At 59.2% G+C, this 17,480-nt stretch carries 18 protein-coding genes; 8 read left to right on the top strand and 10 right to left on the bottom strand.

Translation table 11 applies throughout. The features are described 5' to 3' along the window. Window positions 1-9: 9 nt before the first annotated feature. The 4 genes from FIU92_RS12815 to trxB all read right to left on the bottom strand — a co-directional run bounded on the left by FIU92_RS12815 (window position 10) and on the right by trxB (window position 5,740). Entirely contained in the window at window positions 10-846 is an 837-nt protein-coding gene (locus FIU92_RS12815; protein WP_152458983.1) for a hypothetical protein, read from the bottom strand. A 127-nt stretch (window positions 847-973) separates the two neighbouring features. Further along, window positions 974-2,695 (bottom strand): bifunctional sulfate adenylyltransferase/adenylylsulfate kinase, encoded by a 1,722-nt coding sequence (locus tag FIU92_RS12810; protein WP_152458982.1) that lies wholly within the window; start codon window positions 2,693-2,695, stop codon window positions 974-976. 196 nt (window positions 2,696-2,891) lie between these two features. After that, on the bottom strand, window positions 2,892-4,583 hold the full coding sequence (locus FIU92_RS12805) for an adenylate/guanylate cyclase domain-containing protein (RefSeq protein WP_152458981.1): 1,692 nt from the start codon (window positions 4,581-4,583) through the stop codon (window positions 2,892-2,894). A gap of 215 nt (window positions 4,584-4,798) precedes the next feature. Beyond that, a complete protein-coding gene (trxB, locus tag FIU92_RS12800) occupies window positions 4,799-5,740 on the bottom strand; it encodes a thioredoxin-disulfide reductase (protein WP_152458980.1) in 942 nt (313 codons plus the stop codon). 227 nt (window positions 5,741-5,967) lie between these two features. On the opposite strand from trxB, the gene FIU92_RS12795 reads away from it, so the two are divergent. Continuing rightward, window positions 5,968-6,468: an Lrp/AsnC family transcriptional regulator gene (locus FIU92_RS12795; protein ID WP_152458979.1), complete on the top strand. Its 501-nt coding sequence runs from the start codon at window positions 5,968-5,970 to the stop codon at window positions 6,466-6,468. Between the two features lie 119 nt (window positions 6,469-6,587). Here FIU92_RS12795 and FIU92_RS12790 read toward each other — a convergent pair whose 3' ends face one another. From FIU92_RS12790 to lgt, 5 genes are all read right to left on the bottom strand, one after another. Then, window positions 6,588-7,370 (bottom strand): Hint domain-containing protein, encoded by a 783-nt coding sequence (locus tag FIU92_RS12790; RefSeq protein WP_152458978.1) that lies wholly within the window; start codon window positions 7,368-7,370, stop codon window positions 6,588-6,590. Between the two features lie 334 nt (window positions 7,371-7,704). Beyond that, on the bottom strand, window positions 7,705-7,833 hold the full coding sequence (locus FIU92_RS23140) for a hypothetical protein (protein ID WP_256367481.1): 129 nt from the start codon (window positions 7,831-7,833) through the stop codon (window positions 7,705-7,707). Between the two features lie 267 nt (window positions 7,834-8,100). Continuing rightward, the gene (pgeF, locus tag FIU92_RS12785) at window positions 8,101-8,859 is read right to left on the bottom strand and encodes a peptidoglycan editing factor PgeF (RefSeq protein ID WP_152458977.1); all 759 of its coding nucleotides are present in this window, start codon (window positions 8,857-8,859) and stop codon (window positions 8,101-8,103) included. Beyond that, a complete protein-coding gene (locus FIU92_RS12780; RefSeq protein ID WP_152458976.1) occupies window positions 8,856-9,923 on the bottom strand; it encodes a class I SAM-dependent methyltransferase in 1,068 nt (355 codons plus the stop codon). The genes pgeF and FIU92_RS12780 overlap by 4 nt, the downstream gene beginning before the upstream one ends. Continuing rightward, the gene (lgt, locus tag FIU92_RS12775; protein WP_152458975.1) at window positions 9,920-10,807 is read right to left on the bottom strand and encodes a prolipoprotein diacylglyceryl transferase; all 888 of its coding nucleotides are present in this window, start codon (window positions 10,805-10,807) and stop codon (window positions 9,920-9,922) included. Before lgt ends, FIU92_RS12780 begins: the two co-directional genes overlap by 4 nt. Before the next feature lie 97 nt (window positions 10,808-10,904). Between lgt and FIU92_RS12770 the strand changes: the two genes are divergently transcribed. The 5 genes from FIU92_RS12770 to FIU92_RS12750 all read left to right on the top strand — a co-directional run bounded on the left by FIU92_RS12770 (window position 10,905) and on the right by FIU92_RS12750 (window position 14,111). After that, window positions 10,905-11,153, top strand: coding sequence for an accessory factor UbiK family protein (locus FIU92_RS12770; RefSeq protein ID WP_152458974.1), 249 nt, complete (start codon window positions 10,905-10,907; stop codon window positions 11,151-11,153). A 321-nt stretch (window positions 11,154-11,474) separates the two neighbouring features. Next, on the top strand, window positions 11,475-11,975 hold the full coding sequence (locus tag FIU92_RS12765; protein WP_152458973.1) for a YbjN domain-containing protein: 501 nt from the start codon (window positions 11,475-11,477) through the stop codon (window positions 11,973-11,975). A gap of 39 nt (window positions 11,976-12,014) precedes the next feature. Continuing rightward, entirely contained in the window at window positions 12,015-12,830 is an 816-nt protein-coding gene (proC, locus tag FIU92_RS12760) for a pyrroline-5-carboxylate reductase (RefSeq protein ID WP_152458972.1), read from the top strand. Continuing rightward, window positions 12,823-13,161 carry a tRNA-binding protein gene (locus tag FIU92_RS12755; RefSeq protein WP_117867910.1) on the top strand — a complete coding sequence of 113 codons (339 nt, stop codon included), beginning with the start codon at window positions 12,823-12,825 and terminating at the stop codon, window positions 13,159-13,161. Before proC ends, FIU92_RS12755 begins: the two co-directional genes overlap by 8 nt. Further along, the gene (locus FIU92_RS12750; RefSeq protein WP_152458971.1) at window positions 13,161-14,111 is read left to right on the top strand and encodes a D-glycerate dehydrogenase; all 951 of its coding nucleotides are present in this window, start codon (window positions 13,161-13,163) and stop codon (window positions 14,109-14,111) included. Before FIU92_RS12755 ends, FIU92_RS12750 begins: the two co-directional genes overlap by 1 nt. Here FIU92_RS12750 and FIU92_RS12745 read toward each other — a convergent pair. Next, the gene (locus tag FIU92_RS12745; RefSeq protein WP_152458970.1) at window positions 14,108-14,686 is read right to left on the bottom strand and encodes a thymidine kinase; all 579 of its coding nucleotides are present in this window, start codon (window positions 14,684-14,686) and stop codon (window positions 14,108-14,110) included. The genes FIU92_RS12750 and FIU92_RS12745 overlap by 4 nt on opposite strands. Before the next feature lie 354 nt (window positions 14,687-15,040). On the opposite strand from FIU92_RS12745, the gene FIU92_RS12740 reads away from it, so the two are divergent. Together FIU92_RS12740 and FIU92_RS12735 are read left to right on the top strand one after the other, a co-directional pair. Continuing rightward, window positions 15,041-15,502 (top strand): hypothetical protein, encoded by a 462-nt coding sequence (locus FIU92_RS12740; RefSeq protein WP_152458969.1) that lies wholly within the window; start codon window positions 15,041-15,043, stop codon window positions 15,500-15,502. 64 nt (window positions 15,503-15,566) lie between these two features. Next, entirely contained in the window at window positions 15,567-17,471 is a 1,905-nt protein-coding gene (locus FIU92_RS12735) for a hypothetical protein (RefSeq protein WP_172978492.1), read from the top strand. The last annotated feature ends 9 nt before the right edge of the window (window positions 17,472-17,480 follow it).

Below are 17,480 nucleotides of genomic sequence, written 5' to 3'. Positions count from 1 at the left end.
TGCCACGGGCTACATCCAGGCCAACCGCAGAATCGGGGCCGTACTTGGTTCGATCCCGTGTCGTTTACACAACCTGTCCAGATATGACCCTGAAACCGGCAGCCCGGCCATCCGGTTGGCCATCAGTTTCTTCTGATGGCCGTAGATGTGTACCGAATGCACGGCTTCGGTTTCGATTTCGTTCGTCGCGATGCGCGGATCATGGAGCTTCCACAATTCCTCCTGGGCCAGCGGATAAAAGGTTTCGGCAGCCATGGCATGGTGGTCTTCTGCCGTCTGGCGCAGGAAATGGCCAAAGGCTTTGGGCCCCGAACTGGCCCAGGGCAGGGCTTCGATGCCCCAGCGTTCCCCTCTGGCGGTTCGTTCCCGATTGTGGCGCTGCAATCTGCGTCCACGCCAGGGTTGGGACGGGTTAGACGACATGACAAATTCCAGCATCTGTTCCAGGGTCGCCGATCTTGTGGGCAGGCGCAGCACACCAGTTGGGAAGTCACCCCGCCTGGAGCGACCGAACACGAAATCCGTCGAAAATTCAAACGCCCGTACGCAATAGGCATCCAGATCGACCCAGATCATCTCGCCTTGCCGCATCAGGTGCAGCCGGAAAATATCCGAGAAGACGGCAACGCCCTGTCTGTCTTCGGCCTTGACCACAAAAGGCGGGGGCCAGAAAACGTCGCTGGCAGGGCGGGTTTCGACGCCTGCCGGAATGCCTTTTACCTCGTGCGCGACATACAGGACGAAGCGGTGGCCATGATCCAGAAAGGACTGAAGGCAGAGTTGCTCCAACCAACTCAGATCGGATCCAAACCAGAAACTGGCAATGGTCGGAGACCTGTTCGTCATCTCAGTTTCACACCCGCCTTGAGGTCCTGAAAACCATCAGGACCAGCGGCAATTGTCAATCGAAGACCAAAAAAAGGAACGGCCCCCGGAATGACCGGAGGCCGCCAAACAAAGTCTGATGAGACCGTTATCCGTTTGCTGCGATCAGGCCCATGCTTTCCAGTTTCAGCAGCACCTGATGGGCGCAGTTGTCGACCTCGACATTTTCGGTTTCGACGCGCAGCTCGGGGTTTTCCGGAACATCGTAAGGGTCCGAGATGCCGGTGAACTCCTTGATCTTGCCCTCGCGCGCAAGCTTGTACAGACCCTTGCGATCGCGGCGTTCGCATTCCTCGATGCTGGTGGCCACATGCACCTCGCAGAAGGCTCCGAACTGTTCGATCTCTTCCCGCACGGCACGGCGTGTGGTGGCATAGGGCGCAATCGGGGCGCAGATGGCGATGCCGCCGTTCTTGGTGATCTCGGACGCCACATATCCGATGCGACGGATGTTCAGGTCGCGGTGTTCCTTCGAGAAGCCCAGTTCCGAGCTGAGATTCTTGCGCACGATGTCGCCATCCAGCAGCGTCACCGGGCGGTCGCCCATCTCCATCAGCTTGACCATCAGCGCGTTTGCGATGGTCGACTTGCCCGAGCCCGAAAAGCCGGTGAAGAAGACGGTGAAACCCTGCTTGGAGCGCGGCGGGAAGCGGCGACGCAGTTCCTCGACCACTTCGGGGAACGAGAACCATTCGGGGATTTCCAGCCCTTCACGCAGGCGGCGGCGCAGTTCGGTACCCGAGATGTTCAGGATCGTGACGTTGTCCTTGTCGAGAATCTCGTCATTCGGTTCGTACTGGGCGCGTTCCTGCACATAGACCATGTGCTTGAAGTCCACCATTTCAACGCCGATTTCGTCCTGAAACTGTCGGAACAGATCCTGCGCGTCATAGGGGCCGTAGAAATCCTCACCCTTGCTGTTCTTGCCGGGGCCTGCGTGGTCGCGGCCGACGATGAAGTGGGTGCAGCCGTGGTTGGCGCGGATCAGGCCGTGCCAGACGGCCTCGCGCGGGCCAGCCATGCGCATGGCCAGGTTCAACAAGCTCATAGAGGTGGTCGAGGCGGGGTACTTGTCCAGCACCGCCTCGTAACAGCGCACGCGGGTAAAATGATCGACGTCGCCCGGTTTGGTCATGCCCACGACCGGGTGGATCAGCAGGTTGGCCTGTGCCTCTTTGGCGGCGCGGAAGGTCAGCTCCTGATGCGCGCGGTGCAGCGGGTTGCGGGTCTGGAAGGCCACGATGCGGCGCCAGCCCAGCTTGCGGAAATAGGCGCGCAATTCATTCGGGGTGTCGCGGCGCCCACGAAAATCGTAATGCACGGGTTGTTGGATTCCGACCACCGGTCCGCCCAGATAGACCTTGCCGGCCACGTTGTGCAGATAGTTCACTGCCGGGTGGGCATCGTCATCGGCACCAAAGACCTTCTCTGCCTCGCGTGACTTGTCCGGAGTCCAGCGGTCGGTCACGGTCATGGTGCCCAAGATTACGCCTTCCTGATCACGCAGAGCGATATCCTGCCCAAGTTCGATCTGATCCGCGAAGTCTTCGCTGACATCCAATGTGATGGGCATTGGCCAAAGCGTTCCATCGGCCAGGCGCATATTCTCGACCACATTGTCGTAATCCGCTTCGCTCAGAAATCCCTTGAGCGGGTTGAACCCGCCATTCATCAGAAGTTCCAGGTCGCAGATCTGACGCGGGCTCAAATCCCAGCTGGTCAGGTCAGCCGCTTCCACCTTCAGTTTCTGCGCCGAATCGTATGACACATACAGTTCGGGGATCGGGGCCAGATTGCTTAACATCGTCATTGGAATTCTCTTGTCGCAGTGTTGATTTGCCAGTGGATATCAGGCGGTTTCGAGGCGTTTGCACCGACTGACAGGCGAAGTCCACAGGCGGGAATGTAACAAAGGAGGATATGCGCCGAATATTTTTGAATTGGAAGGAATTTCTAATTCACGGGTCAAATCGATGATCTGATCCTTGCGATCAGAGGTTATTGGTTCATGCAGAGAATTTCTGTTCCTGTTTTGTGGCGTTCTGCTCAAGTGTGGACGCACGGGTGACGGGCAGGGCGGGAATCGGTTCAGACACGCCGCGCAGCTGGAACAATCTGATGCCGTTCTGGGGCACGACGACACCTGCGGCCTTCAGCAACTCTTCCGAGACCAGCAGTTCGACCTTCAGCGCCTTGGTTTCGCTTTCCAGACGGCTGGCGACATTGACGGCGTCGCCGATTATGGTTTTCGACGCATGGCCCGCGGCTCCGATCTCACCCACCACCAGATCCCCAAGATGCAGACCCATCCCGATGCGAATGCCGGGGCTTCCTTCGGCCTCGAGCTGTGCGTTGAATTCATCAAGGGCGTGACTGATGTCGATGGCGGCTTTCAACCCGGCACGGGCGGACGCCGCCGCTTTCGGCTTTTCAAAAACGGCAAGCAGCCCGTCTCCCATATATTTGTCCACGACACCGCCTTCCTTGGTGATGGCAGGTACGACCGCATCGAAAAACCGGTTCAGCAGGAACACGATGTCATAAGGCAATTGGCCGGTCGTGCGCGCGGTAAAGCTGCGCATGTCCAGAAACAAAACAGCCAACTGACGTTCCTGACCCTGGCTGGCATGTCCGCGTATGCGCCCGCCATCTGGCCTGAAAACCCGAAAAACAGTGGTGGGTTCCGTTGGGCGTATCTGGCAGGCCAGTCGCGTCTGCGGCGAGGCGCCCACAGCGGCAAGGCTGCGTGCTTCGACGTCGCCGGGCGGCGGCAGGGCGTCGCTGCCATCCTCTACGATGACACGGCATGTGGTGCAGCGCCCCTTTCCACCGCACAAGGCGGCGTGCGGCACGCCGTTCACCTGCGAAATCTCAAGTAACGTCATGCCTTTTTCCGCGACCACCTCGGGCCCTTTGGCGTAATTCACGCGCACCGAATGCCTGCGCCGCCACAGTTTGCGCCCGATGTAAACCAGACCCGTCGCCCCCAGAGCCAGCCAGAAGATCAAAAGGCCATAATCTTTTACACTGAACAGGGTCTGGAAGGCTTCGGGCGATGGCCAATTGTAGTGCTCGATATATTGCTCGCGCAGGAATTCATCAGCAAAGTCGGCCCATATGCGTCGACCTTCGGTCAGCAATCCGGCCAACGCGAATAATGGCACGAAAACCGCAACGCCGATCAGATAGGGCACGACCCGCGACCACCACCGGGTCAGCCGCAACCACATATGCAAACCGATGCAGCCGTGTATCCAAACGATCAGCAACAAGGCGCTTTGCATCCATACGGCGATACTGGGCCACATCAAAATGATGATATATCCCATCTCGTCATTGACGTCATAGACTTCGTGCGCGACCCGCGTCTGCACGATGTGCGAGATCAGTTGCAGCGGAATCAGCAAGCCCAGAACGACCTGCAACGCCGTGCTGAAGGGCATGCGCAGGGTTCTGCGTTGCGCGATCGATGTCAGGGCCAGACCTGCATGCGTGAACAGGGCAGCATAGAGAAGCACGCTCATGACATCGTGGCGGGTGACGGCCTTTCGACCGTCCTGCATCCCGTGCAGGTAATCCGTGTGAAATAGGCCCAAGCCAATATTTATGAAGTGAAAGAACGCGAACACAAACAACACAAGACCACTGACGATCCTGAGTCGGGTTGACCACCCGCCGCGCCAAAGAGCGTTGTTCAAATGTTCACCTGTTTTTCGCTTTTCCCTCGGCAATCCTGATACGCCGCCGGCTGGGGGTCAAGGGATTGGCAGGTGGCATCGGCTGCCGATCAGTGATTGCAGAGCAGCGTATGCTGTGCAGTGCCCCCTTAAACCCCGGGGGCACTGTACTGAAAAGGCTGACGGCCTTCGGATCTGAATTCACCACGGCAGCCCTGCAACATTCAGAACGCGCGTTATTCGTTTTCCGCCAGGAACCGTTCGGCATCCAGTGCCGCCATGCAGCCCATACCGGCGCTTGTGACCGCCTGACGATAGACGTGATCGGTCAGATCGCCCGCTGCGAACACGCCCGGAACCGAGGTTTCCGTGCTGCCCGGTTTGGTGACGACATAGCCACCCATATGCGTTTCAAGCGTGTCCTTGACCAGCTCGTTCGCGGGCGCGTGGCCGATGGCAACAAACACGCCTTTACAGGGGATTTCAGTGATCTCTCCGGTTTTGACATGCTTGACGCGAACGCCCTCGACGCCCAGCGGCGCGTCGGTGCCGATCACTTCGTCCAACTCGTGGAACCACAGAGGCTCGATTTTGTCGTTCTTCATCAGCCGGTCTTGCAGGATCTTTTCCGCGCGCAGCTCATCGCGGCGATGGATCAGAGTCACCTTGCTGGCGAAATTGGTCAGGAACAGGGCCTCTTCCACGGCCGTGTTGCCGCCGCCGATCACCACGATTTCCTGTCCGCGATAGAAGAACCCGTCGCAGGTGGCGCAGGCTGAAACGCCAAAGCCCTTGAACTTTTCTTCCGACGGCAGGCCCAGCCATTTGGCGCGCGCGCCGGTCGCCAGAATGACGGCGTCCGCCGTGTAGGTAGTGCCGCTGTCGCCCTTGGCGGTGAAGGGGCGCTGGCTGAGGTCCAGATCGTTGATGATGTCGCCGATCACTTCGCAACCCATGGCCTTGGCGTGATCCTGCATCCGGACCATCAGGTCCGGGCCCTGTACCTCGGTGTCGCCGGGCCAGTTCTCGACCTCGGTCGTTGTCGTCAGCTGGCCGCCGGGCTCGATACCCTGCACCAGGATGGGTTCCAGCATGGCGCGGCTTGCGTAAACGCCCGCAGTGTATCCTGCCGGCCCCGATCCGATGATCAGAACCTTGGTGTGTCGTGTGTCGGCCATGGTAACTCCGCTCGAATTGCCTGAATTGGGCTCTTGGCCCGTCGCCCCGATATAGCGACCGACAGACCCGGCTTAAAGCCCTTTACTGTTCAAGGCCGTTCAAGCCGCCGTGCGCAGTGTGAGGGCGAAATGAGAGAATTGAAAACAAAGAAAATTGCGCATGTACGAAACATTATTGCGCGCGCGTGGGGGGCTGATATAAGAACCGCAATAATCAGGAGCATTTGATGGTCACGACTCGGCTGGATGATATCGACCGCAAAATTCTGGCGGAACTACAGGCAGACGGTCGTATGACCAATGTGGAACTTGCCAAACGGGTCGGAATTTCGGCGCCGCCCTGTCTGCGCCGGGTGCGCACACTGGAAGAATCCGGCTATATCACCGGTTACCACGCCGAGGTGAATTCCCGTGAGTTGGGATTCGAGGTGCAGGTGTTCGCCATGGTCGGTCTTGACAGTCAGGCCGAGACCGAGCTGCGCGCGTTCGAAGAACGCTGCCGCGAATGGCCGCTTGTCCGTGAATGCCACATGCTGAACGGCGAGGTGGACTTCATCCTGAAATGCGTCGCACCCGATCTCAGCAGTTTTCAGCAGTTTCTGACCGGTGAACTGCTGACCACGCCAAACGTGGCCAGCGTCAAGACTTCGCTTGTTATCCGCGGCGCAAAAGACGAACCAGGCGTGCCGTTCGACGTTCTGGAAGAACGAATGAACCGGACGGCGTAACCCCCAGACGTTTTGCAGGTGCGGTGTTCGGTGGCAGCATGGCAGCCACCGCCAAGGATAGAATCCAACTTAGTAACAGCTGCATGATGCCCCCCATAATGCAGTAATCGCTATCGTACTCAGGCTGTCATCGCGTCGATTTCTCCGTCCCCGGCACGCGGCATCAGCAGCGGACCAAAATCGTTGAGCGACTCGATATGCGCAAACAGGTTCAGATAAACCGACCGCAACGAGTGGCTGATCATCCGGACCGCGTTCACACCTGGGTGATACGTTTCGAACTGTAAACCATCTACCCGAATAACGGAATGCCGTTTCAGACAAATGTGAAACAGTTCAACTGGCGTCGGCGGCATTGTTTCAATCACGCCCGTTCCATCCTGAAATTCGGACACAGGTGTCAGAATCGGGTCATTTCCATACAAATGCCGTAAATGCGTCGGTGTGCCCACGATCCGTGCTGCAGGCCCGGCGATTACACCCGACATCGGCTTTTGCATCCCGAATGTATCTGCCGTGACGCGCGTAAGCGGCCGCGTGCGGCCCCGCGAATCCGGGCGTCCGGGGATCAGAGTGACAGATCCCTTCCACAGCACGGTTTCCGACGCGCCATCCTGAGTCAGGACTGTATCCCCCGGCATCAGGTCTTCGATGGCCATGGGCCCATGTTCCGTTTCAACCAGCGATCCGCGCGTGAAGGCACAAAAGGCGTCTTCGAACATTGGCAGAGCGGGCGCGATGTGTCTGGTCTGAACCACGTTTCCGTTTTTCAACAGGCTGCTGACTTCATACCGGCGCAGCTGAGCCTTTGGTTTCGCAACCGGCCGCGGTGCTTCCCGCAGCATGGCTGTCGTTTCGATCGCATTTCTGGCCGCACGGGCCAGTGAATTAGGAATAGTCATAAATATTCCTTCCCCTCAAATTGTCCGGTCAGGCGCGGCGTATCCCCGTACAGGCCAACCTGGCGAACTGGTTCTTTGTCTTGAAACAAATGGGTGACCCTTGGGCGGCGGTCGGTCGGACCCCGCATTGCGACAAAATCTCGCTTTCCAATGGTCAACACATTGACCCCCCAGACAAACTCGTACTTCACGGGCGAAAATTGCCCGCACACACACAACTCCTGAATCCGTCTCGACCCCCTCAGATCGCGACGCACCACACATCGGGCAGGAGCAAGCCCGAAGCGCGTTCACCCAATCGAGACCGGCAGCTTGGCCTCAGGGTGTTTCTGTCTCAGCGTCGTGCCGCGATGCGGCTGGCGACCCTGACAGAATGGCTTGATACCCGCTTCCACGGCATTTCCAGCTTCTGGCTCCGCGTGGCGGCAACCATGGCTTTGAGAAAGCGAGATTTGGTTTTCATTTTCTGGTCCTGCTCTGAACGGGTTTGTTTCCCGCATCCGTTATGAACCTTTTGTGACGCACGTTTGCGGCATGGATAAGGCTTATCCGGGATGTTTTGCAGACAAGAAATTTATACTCGGTCCATCCTTCCACTCAACACGCCAGCGTCCGAAACAAGGACGTCAGAAGACCATCTGATAGCTGGCAAAACTCGTTACGATTCTGAGTCCGGTAAACACAACAAATGTGGCGGAAAAGTGGCGCGACGCCTAAATCTGGGCCAAAATCACAATCTTATGACCGAGATCAACCGCCCGTAATCGGCCTCGTTTGCATGTGTTGTGCGGCGATAGGAATAGAACCGGTCCGGGTCGGAATATGTGCAGTGCCGGGTCCATTCCGCCTGCCCGACACCGGCCTGCCGCAATCGGTGCAAGCCAAAGGCGGGCAGGTCGAATTGCAGCCGGTCATCCTGTCCGTTTACAAAGAACCGGGTGTTGTCTGGAGAATCGGCGATAAATGCGTCCAGAAACTCGGGGCCCACTTCGTAGGCGCGTTGCGAAATGCTGGGGCCGATGACGGCGTTGGTATTCCGGCGTGTTGCGCCAAGCGCTTCCATGGCGTCCAGCGTCGCCTCCAGCACACCGTCAAGCGCGCCGCGCCAGCCCGCATGGGCTGCTCCGATCACATTGGCCGCGGGATCGGCAAACAGAACTGGCTGACAATCTGCCGTCAGAATCGTCAGCGCCAGACCGGGTGTCGCCGTCACGACCGCGTCCGCGCGCGGTTTTTCACCTTCCAGGGGCTGTTCAACCGTCAGAACTGTTGGGGAATGAACTTGATGCACGCCGATCATCGCCTCGGGCGCGACGCCCATCGCATCGGCAACCCGCCGGCGGTTCAGCGCGACAATTTCGGTTTGATCTGACGATCCATAACCGCAATTCAACCCGCCGAAGATACCAGAGGACGCCCCGCCGCGACGGGTGAAGAACCCGTGCCGAAATGGGGAAAGCAAGTCCGAAGTCAGAATTTCCAGTGTCATGGCTCTAATCCCGGCGGTGGTGCAGCATAGGCCGGATAGAGGCCCATCACCTTGAACAGATTTCCCATTTCGGCCGGATGCGTCAACCGGCGATGCGCGGCAGCCAGGGCATCCAGCTCGGAACCGCTCAGCGACCGGGACAAAGCCTGCGCCCGGGCGGTTATGCCAAGCCGTTCCAGAAACACGCCCTGCGGTGTCAGGCGTGTGTGCCTGGCTCCGCACGCGCGGGTCACGATGGCCAGAGGCTCAAAATCCACATGTGCCGTCAGGTCGGCCTGACCGGGTGACGCCAGCGGATCGGCGGGCTCGTGGTTTTGCAGGGCTTGCAGCGTATCACCCAACGAATGCCAGTCGCCATAATCGACAATCAGCGCGGCACCTCCGTGGCTGGCGATCCGACCGGCAATCACGGTCAGAATGGGGATCGCTGCCGCACACAGCTCGACCAGATCACCATCCTTGGTGTCCGAAAGCCTGTCTGCCAGCGCCACCTGCGGCCCGTTGGGCCCTCGCCCAAACTGCAATTCGCCGTCGCGCTCGCCGACCAGGCGTTCACTCCAGCCGTCACCGTCGCGCAGGAACTGCCGGACAGGCAGCGCGTCGAAGAACTCGTTCGCCACCAGCAGCAGTGGCTGGTCCGGCAACTCTGCGACACTGTCGGCCCAGTTCGGTGTGTAGTCCTTCAGGGTGTCCGCCTGCACCTGCTTCAGGGCAGGCGAGGCCTCGACCAGCACGATCCGGGCAGCATCGTGAAATCCCTGCACGGCCCGGGTGGCACGCAATATGTCACTCATCAGAGTGCCGCGCCCGGGCCCCAATTCGCACAGGGTGAATGGCGCGGGACGGCCCTGATCCATCCAGCATTGCGCAAGGCACAGCCCGATCAGTTCGCCAAACATCTGGCTGATTTCCGGTGCCGTGGTGAAATCCCCGGCAGCCCCCAACGGATCGCGCGTTGTGTAATAGCCCAGCGTCGGATGCAGAAGGCATTCGGCCATGTAGTCGGCCACGCTCATCGGTCCATCCTGTCGGATGCGGGCGATCAGGTGATCGGTCAGGCTCATTTTGCCCGCCCTGCGCGCAAGACAAGCCACAGGCCAAGCGCGATCATGGGCAATGACAGGATCTGGCCCATGGTCAGGCCATATCCGCCCACATGCCAGGCCAATCCCAGCGGATTGCCGGGCGAGACGAATTGAGCATCAGGTTGGCGGAAGAATTCAACAAAAAAGCGCGATGCGCCGTAACCGGTCAGAAACGTGCCCATGATCAGGCCGGGTTTCCGAAAGGCCCCCCGGCGATAGACCAGCCACAGCAACAACGCGCCCAGCAACACGCCTTCCAGCGCCGCTTCATACAGCTGCGAGGGGTGCCGGGCGCACATTCCCGCAACCACGCCGGGGCAGTCCTGCGCGGCAAAACCGGGAAAAATGACGGCCCAGGGCAGCTCGCTCGGGCGGCCCCACAGCTCGGCATTGACGAAATTGGCAAGCCGCCCCAACACCAGGCCGGGTGGCACGGTGTAGGCAACCAGGTCGCCCAGCGACAGGGCGGGGATCTGATGGCGGCGGGCAAACAGGTACGAGGCTAGGATCACGCCCAGCAGCCCCCCATGAAACGCCATGCCGCCTTGCCAGACCTTCACGATCTCAAGCGGATACGACAGGTAATAGCCGGGTTGGTAAAACAGCACGAAGCCAAGCCGCCCGCCCAAGATCACGCCCAGAATGATCCAGGTGACCAGATCCTCCAGTTGGTTCGGTTTCATCGGCGGGCCGTCCGTAGGCCACAGGGCAGGGCGGCGCAACGCCATGACTGCCAGCCGCCACGCAATCAGGATGCCCGCGATATAGGCCAGCGCATACCACCTCAACGCGAACTCCATCCCGAACAGCGAGATCGAGAACAATTCGGGCGACAGATCGGGGAAATTCAGAACAGCCTGCATGTGCGTCTCATTGCCCGGGGTTTGCAGGGCAAGTCAACCTTGAGCCTGCGGCATTCTTTCCCCATATAGAGATCAACCGCGATACCGGAGTAGTGATATGCAAACCCGCAACAAGATACTGGACGACATGTCCCAGCTGATGACCAACGCCATGGGTGTCGCGCAGGGCGCGCGGGAAGAGGCCGAGAACGCGATGAAGTCGATGATCGACCGCTGGCTGGCCGACCGTGATTTCGTCACCCGCGAAGAATTCGACGCCGTCCGCGCCATGGCCCAGAAAGCGCGCGAAGAAAACGCCGCACTCGAAGCCCGCATTGCCGCGCTCGAGGCGAAACTGGACAAGTAACGCCGCGGGCGTTCCCTGATTTCACAGTTTTGGACAAAGTCCGACGCCGCGCAATCCGACCGGGATTGTGCGGTGTCGTGCATTCTGACGCATTGCGGGATTTAATCAAGACAAAGCTGACCCGGCAGCCAATATTTTGATCCCCGTTGCCTTCTGTCCACAACTTATTGCTGTTATCCCCAATAAATAGGGTTGCCAGAACACACGCCACATCGCACCATATTTAGTACAGGCCTATGGGGGAAGCCCGGTTTGTAGAGCAGGCAACTAGCGCTGGGGCGCTGCCAGCCCCAAAATGCTAGAGATTAGTGAGGTGGCATTATGGCCCTTTCCGAGCAGTATCTCGAAGAAGACATTCATCCGATCGACATTGTTGAACATCTGGCCGAACATCACGACTGGGATTTTGACCGCATTGGGGACGATCAGATCGCCATGGCTGTCGAGGGCCAGTGGCGGACCTATTCGATCACTCTGGCCTGGTCCAACTATGACGAAACGCTGCGGATGGTGTGTTCGTTCGAAATGGAACCACCGGCCGAGCGGGAAATGCAGCTTTATGAGCTGCTCAACAAGATGAATGATCAGTGCTGGGCAGGTGCCTTTACCTATTGGGCGAACCAGAAGCTGATGGTGTACCGGTACGGGTTGGTCCTTGCCGGGGGGCAGACAGCTAGCGCCGAACAGATCGACACGATGATCACCGCCGCCGTCATGAGCGCGGAACGGTACTATCCGGCGATTCAACTGGTCACCTGGGGCAATCGAGAGCCAGAAGAAGCCATGCAAGTGGCCATTGCAGAGGCCTACGGCCGGGCGTAAAGCTTTGCCCCGAACCGACATGTAACGCGGGAGGGGCAAATGGACATGACGCGTGTGGCCGAACAGGGGCTTGTGCTTCTGGGGTGCGGAAAGATGGGGTCCGCAATGCTGGCGGGATGGCTGGAACACGGCCTTCCGCCAGCGTCCGTTTGGGTGATCGATCCGCACCCGTCCGACTGGCTGAAGGCGCAGGGCGTCAACATCAACACACCCTTGCCCGAAGCCCCTGCCGTAGTGTTGGTCGCGGTCAAGCCGCAGATGATGGGCGAGGCCTTGCCCGCCATTCAGGCGCTGGGCGGTGGCAGCACGCTGTTTGTTTCGGTCGCGGCGGGCACCTCGATTGCCACGTTCGAATCCGTTCTGGGCAGCGATACGCCGATCATTCGCGCCATGCCCAACACCCCCGCCGCGATCCGTCGGGGCATCACCGCGCTGATTGGCAACAGCCACGCCTCGGTCGAGGATCTGGCTCTGGCCGAAAACCTGCTGTCGGCGGTGGGTGAGACGGTGCGTCTTGAAGACGAGGCGCAGATGGATGCGGTCACCGGCCTCAGCGGATCCGGTCCTGCCTATGTGTTCCATCTGATTGAAACACTTGCCAAAGCAGGCGAGGCGCAGGGCCTGCCGCACGACCTTGCGATGAAACTGGCCAAATCGACGGTGGCTGGAGCCGGCGCACTGGCGATGTCCGCTGACGAGGATCCGTCTCAACTGCGGATCAATGTAACATCGCCGAACGGCACGACCCAAGCCGCGCTTGAGGTGCTGATGCATGAAGAACGCGGCTTCCCTGACTTGCTGCACCGTGCCGTCAAGGCCGCAACCGACCGATCCAAGGAGCTGTCACGTGAGTGAGATTTCTTTCGACGATTTTCTCAAGGTTGATATCCGCGTGGGCGAGGTGATCCGCGCTGAACCCTATCCCGAAGCCCGCAAACCCGCGATCAAGATGTGGATCGACTTTGGTGATGAGATTGGCGAGCGCAAGACGTCGGCCCAGATCACCGCGCATTATGATCCGTCGACCTTGGTGGGCAAACAGGTCATGGCCGTGGTCAATTTCCCCCCTCGCCAGATCGGCAGGTTCATGTCCGAAGTTCTGGTGCTGGGTCTGCCCGATGAAAACGGCGAGATTGTTCTGATCGGTCCCGACGGCCGAGTTCCGACAGGCGGGCGGATGCATTGATGAAACTGCTGATCACACGCCCGATGACGCCGGCAGTCGAGGCCCGCGCCCGCGCCGCGTTTGACGTAAAGATTCGAGACAATACGGCGCCCATGTCGCGGCAGGAAATGCTTTCGGCGCTGACGGATTTCGACGTGGTCGTGCCCACGCTGGGCGATCAGTTTTCGGCTCGGATATTTGCGGATGCAGGCGCGCCTCGGTGCAAGCTTCTGGCCAATTTCGGCGTCGGCTACAATCACATCGATGTCGAGGCCGCGCGCGCAGCCTCGGTCGAGGTGACCAACACGCCCGGCGCAGTCACTGACGCCACGGCGGATATCGCCATGACCCTGCTGTTGAGCACGGCCCGACGCGCGGGCGAAGGCGAACGGCTGGTCCGCGCGGGCCAATGGCAAGGCTGGCATCCCACGCAGATGCTGGGTCATCATGTAACGGGCAAACGCGTCGGTATCGTCGGGATGGGCCGTATCGGGCAGGCCATCTCGCGCCGGTGCCATTTCGGTTTCGAAATGCAGGTTGCCTATCAATCCCGCAACGCCAAGCAACTGGACTTTCCGGCCGAGTTCACACCTGACCTTGGAGCCCTTGCCGCCTCGGTCGATTTCCTTGTGCTCGCCGTTCCCGGCGGTGCCGAAACCCGACACCTGATCGACGCGCAGGTTCTTCAGGCGATGAATCCTTCGGCCATTCTGATCAATATCGCGCGGGGCGAGGTCGTGGACGAAGCGGCCCTGATTGCGGCGCTGCAATCGGGTCAGATTGCCGGGGCCGGGCTGGATGTCTACGAGTTCGAACCCAAAGTGCCCCGGGCCCTTTGTGAAATGGAAAACGTCACCCTGCTGCCCCATCTGGGCACGGCCACCGAAGAAGTGCGCAGCAGCATGGGGCACATGGCGCTGGATAACGTGGCGGCCTTTGTGGCGGGCGAGGCGTTGCCCAACCCGGTCTAGTCGCCCACCGCCTCGCGCCAGTGTTTGCGGCAAAGCGAAACATAGGTCTCGTTGCCACCGATCTGCACCTGGGCGCCTTCGGTGATGGCGTTGCCGTTTTCGTCCTGACGTATCACCATCGTGGCCTTGCGCCCGCATTTGCAGATGGTGCGGACCTCGCGCATCTCATCAGCCAGGGCCAGCAGCGCGGCTGATCCGGGAAACAGCTTGCCCTGAAAATCCACCCGCAGCCCGTAGGCCAGTACCGGTACGTCCAGATCGTCGACCGCCCGGGCCAGCTGCCAGACCTGAGCTTCGGACAGGAACTGGGCCTCATCGATGAACACGCAGGTTACCGGGCCGTCGTCCAGGCGGTTTCGGATCATCGCGAAGACATCGTCGCCGGGCGTGAAGGTATCGGCCTCCTCCGAGATGCCGATGCGCGATGCGATCCGTCCGGCACCCGCCCTTCCGTCAATGGCCGCGGTCATCAGGTATGTCTGCATCCCACGCTCGCGGTAGTTGTGCGAGGCTTGCAGCAACACGGTCGATTTCCCCGCGTTCATGGTTGAATAGTTGAAATACAGCTTTGCCATGACGCGGGTCTAAAACGCTTGGGGAAAAGGAACAAGATATCAATCGTTTTGATGGAGCGACGTCGCCGTTGCGTTCGCAGAGGCCGAGCTACGCTCTAGGGGATGGAACCCCCACATCTGCAACAGCGACGCCGTCGGCCAACATGTGGCCAAAACGCAGCAAGGTTTAACAATATCACCCTGCAATCACTCGTTACCGGCTTGAACTGCCGCCACTCACTCACAAAATCCCCCGCATATCTGAGGGATAGCCAATGTATGACATTTCAATTATGACTTAGTTATGGGAAATTTACCCACGCTTTCCCCCGTTTGGACATCGGGCAGGCGTTTGCAGGTAACAAAGGTAAAACAATGGCAGATATCGGGGCCTATCTGAAAAAACACACAGAAGCGCTGGTCAAGGATGTTGGAATCGAAGCCGCGTGTGAAATTACAGGGAAATCCAAGGCCACTTTAGGACGATACTATTCCGACAATGCTGAACACGAGGACAGGTTCATGCCAGTGGACGCGGTGGCCCGCCTTGAAAACGCGGCGACGTATCCGCATGTGACGTCGGCTTTGGCGGACCTAAAGAACATCACCTTGTCCTATAGCGACCGCAATACCTCCACCCCCCGCACCGGTGGTGTCAATTCGGATGTCATTGCGCTCAGCCAGCGGTTTGCGATGTTGATGACCGAGTATCAGGCCGCAATCGAAGACGGAATCATCACCGTCAACGAAGCCAAACGGTTGCTGAAAGAAACCAGTTTGCTGCAACAGGTTCTGATCGAGATGAAGCTGCATCTGGAAGAAGAAAGCGTCAGCTAGCCGGGGTCGGGAACCGTTGCACCCATGACTGGCCAGTTTTCGCCTGTGCGGCCGACCTCTTTTCATGCTCGAAAAGACAGAAACTCTGACCGTGCCTGTTGCCTCAATTCAGTCACGTCTGTCCTGTAAGGTCCGTCGCGGGCAAGAACGTCAAGGGCAGTGGACCATGCAGAAATCGCAGGGAACATACAGTATTTTCGCAGACCGGGTGGTTCTGCGATTTTTTGTATGCGCCTATGCGGCACTTCTGGTGTTAATGGCCCTAAGTGGTCATCAGGAAGGCTCTGACGACGTGATGCGCTGGGTTGTCGTGCAGGATCTGTTGCAGGGCCAGGGCTGGTTCGACAGCCATCAGTATCGGTTGGGCCCCGAGGGCGGTACGCTGATGCATTGGTCCCGATTGATCGACGCGCCGATTGCCTTGCTCTACGGAGCATTCGGTTTGGTTTTGCCGCCCGATATGGCCCTTCAGGTAACGGCATTCGTCTGGCCCTCACTTTTGGCGGGTCTGACCTTGGGGGCCTTTGCGGTGACGGGCAGCGTTTTGGGCGCGCGGGAAGGCGCTGTTTCGGCGCTGGTTGTAGGGGTGCTTGCGCTCGAACACTCCAGGAAGTTCGACTATTTTTCGTTTGATCACCACAATGCTCAGATTCTTCTGTTCGTCACGGCCCTGATGCTGTTTGCTTTGCGCAGGGACAAACCATATGCCGGATGGCTGCTGGGTGCCTGCCTGGCGCTTTCGGTGTCGATAGGCACCGAATCGATATTGCAGATCGCACTTGTCGCCGTGTTTTTTACCATTGACTGGATCGTAAACGGCGAACCGACCCGTCGCCGGACCATGGCGTTTGGTATCGGGCTGGTCCTGACGCTTGTGCTGACCAGCCTTGCAACAACGGGACACGAGGCCTTTCTGTTTCCAAGCTGTGACGCCCTGACTCTCAGCGTGGCATTGCCGGCGAGCGTTGCCGCGGCAGGGCTTTGCATTGCGGCCCGGATCGGGTCTGGCTGGTCACTTTGGGGTCGCATCGGCGCATGCGTTGCGGTTGGTATGGTGACATTGGCCTGCGCTTACGGCTTCGCCCCGCATTGTCTCAGCAACCCGATCGAAGCCCTGCCACAGGACATGCGCGACTATTGGTTGAGCCAGGTGGCGGAAGCCCAGAAAATCAACGTCATTCTGCAACTGCACCGGGGCGAAGCGCTGGCCCTGATCGCGATGTCGATCCTGTGCATGGCAGTGGCCCTGATCTTTGCAGTCAGATCGCCTTTCAGACTGGAATACGCCCTGTTTCTGGCCCTGATCGTGACCGGCCTGGTGGTGTTCCTCTATCAGTCCAGAATGATGACATTCCTGGGTGTTTCGCTGGTGGCTGTCCAGGCGCAGATCCTGCGTGTCCTGTACAGCTCTTATGCAAGCAGTCGCCGCGCGTTGTCAGGGTTTGCGATGGTTGCTTTCATCCTCTGCATCTCGCCGAAAACCGGCGCCAGCATCGATGAGCAGCTGGGGCGTTTTGCCGGGCCGTCCCTTGCCGCTTCCGCGAAGCCGGCCCGACAGTCACAGCAAAACTCGGGCGCATCCTGCAAAACGCCCGAAGCCTATGCGGCCCTGCGTGATCTTCCAGCTGGTAGATTCCTTGTTGATTTCGACTTTGCCGCAAACGTGCTGCGCCATACCGATCATTCCGTTCTGGCGGGCAATTATCACCGGAATCAGGCTGGAATTCTGGCGCAGATCGAACTTTTCCGATCGGACGCCGACCAGATCGGATCACGTCTGACCGAGCTGGACGTGGATTACGTCATGCTCTGTACGTCCGCACCGCGCGCCGAATTCTGGTCCTGGGCGTCACAGGGCCGTGGTTTGAAGTCGCGATTGATTGCGGGTGAAATCCCGGCCTATCTCAGACGGATACAAGGCGCGGAAGGTGCAGCCTTTCAGATCTTCCAAGTGACTGGGGCAGGCTAGGCCAGACAA

It is taken from the genome of Ruegeria sp. THAF33 (assembly GCF_009363615.1).
Lineage (GTDB): Bacteria > Pseudomonadota > Alphaproteobacteria > Rhodobacterales > Rhodobacteraceae > Ruegeria.
The sequence above is the reverse complement of the archived record's forward strand: the minus strand, read 5'-3'. Positions and strand labels throughout refer to the sequence as shown.